Source organism: Chromohalobacter sp. 296-RDG, from assembly GCF_029889885.1.
Lineage (GTDB): Bacteria > Pseudomonadota > Gammaproteobacteria > Pseudomonadales > Halomonadaceae > Chromohalobacter.
This window is the reverse complement of the sequence record NZ_JARANY010000210.1, coordinates 1-1,281: the sequence shown is the minus strand read 5'-3', so window position 1 is coordinate 1,281 and position 1,281 is coordinate 1. Positions and strand designations below refer to the sequence as shown.

2 protein-coding genes are annotated in these 1,281 nt (G+C 63.4%); both read right to left on the bottom strand.

Going from position 1 to position 1,281, the window contains the following annotated elements; genetic code table 11:
• Positions 1-324, bottom strand: a 324-nt coding sequence (locus tag OP495_RS17945) for a YqaJ viral recombinase family protein (protein WP_280571137.1), incomplete at its 3' end; no start/stop codon positions are given.
• Positions 325-380: 56 nt separating this feature from the next.
• The gene (locus OP495_RS17940) at positions 381-1,118 is read right to left on the bottom strand and encodes an ERF family protein (RefSeq protein WP_280571136.1); all 738 of its coding nucleotides are present in this window, start codon (positions 1,116-1,118) and stop codon (positions 381-383) included.
• Positions 1,119-1,281 lie beyond the last annotated feature (163 nt).

Below are 1,281 nucleotides of genomic sequence, written 5' to 3'. Positions count from 1 at the left end.
GTCCGGGGAATAGCCCACGCCATGATTGAGGATAATCCCGACCTGCTCTAGCCGGGTGTTTCCCGTTGCTTCGCTGTAGAGCGCGCGGGCCACCGGCTCCAGCGCATGGCCGCGTTGGGTGTGGGCATTCCCCTGGAAGGCATCCGAGGGCTCGCCGGTGATGCGCTCACCGATCAACTGATGCATGTAGCTCAGCGCCCCGCTACCGAAGCCCCCCGGCCCCTTGCCCTTGACCAGAATGGTCTTCAGCTCGGACATGGTGACGATACCGAGCCGAGCGGCATGCCACTCGGGTGTGCCTTGATCGAGTGTCAGGATCTGCATGACGGTCTCCTTTTTGATGACGCGGCATAGGCCGCGAGGGGGCCCCTCGCGGTTGGTCAGTGATGTTGAGCGCTGGGATAGGCGCGTTTTTGTAGAGAGGCGCGCAGCTTGTCGAAATCACTGCGTGGCACTTGCTCGGCATCGCCGTACTTGCCCACGAACCATTCCTGAGCAGCGGGAGGACAGGCGGCGATCAGCTGCTTGAGCTGACCCGCCTGAAAGCGAGTGACGTACTTGACCGAGGCGGCGGTCTCTCCGTTGTCGTCCTGCCCCCGTGTTGTGATGTTGAGCAGAGCGCAGAGAACGTAGCGCTTGCCATAACTGGTCGAGGAGCCGAAGGCTTGGACGGCGTTCTTGTTGCCGCTGGCATCAGCCGGGAGCAGCATGCTGGTCTCTTCCCGATGGCCGTCCTGGTGCATGAGCACGCCGGTCACCTGGATACCACGCTCCTGGGTCTGGATGCGGAAGCTCACCGCGAACCCGTGTCGCTTCATAATGGGCCGCACGGTGTCGACGATGTCCTCCAGCGTGGCGTAGTGGCCGTTGTTACCTTGGCCACGCTCGGCAATGCTTGGCAGTTCGGTCTGCATGGCCGCCATGGCGGCGCTGTAGGCCATCAGTGCCTGGCGATCCAGCACGCGCTCCTGCATCTGCAGCAGACGCTCCATCTTGTCGATGTCGACGTCGGGGTTGAGGGCGGCCCGCTCGATGACCTGGATGATCGCGGTACTGTCCTGATGGGACTGCGCCTCTGGCGGCTGCTTGGGGGGCTTGGGGTTGATAGGGGTTGCCATGACGGCCTCCGTTAGCGATAGCGGTTGATGACTTCATCGAGCTGGTCGGCACGGACCGGCTCCAGATACACGGCCACGCGGTAGAGACGCCCCTCGGCCAGCACGTGGGTATCCGTCGTGTGTTCACCGGCCTCCAGCAGTTGACGCGTCAGCTGGGTCAGGG

What these genes read in the sequence shown, in the direction of transcription:
- OP495_RS17940 (WP_280571136.1), bottom strand. Translation starts at nt 1,118, where the DNA reads ATGGCAACCCCTATCAACCCCAAGCCCCCCAAGCAGCCGCCAGAGGCG.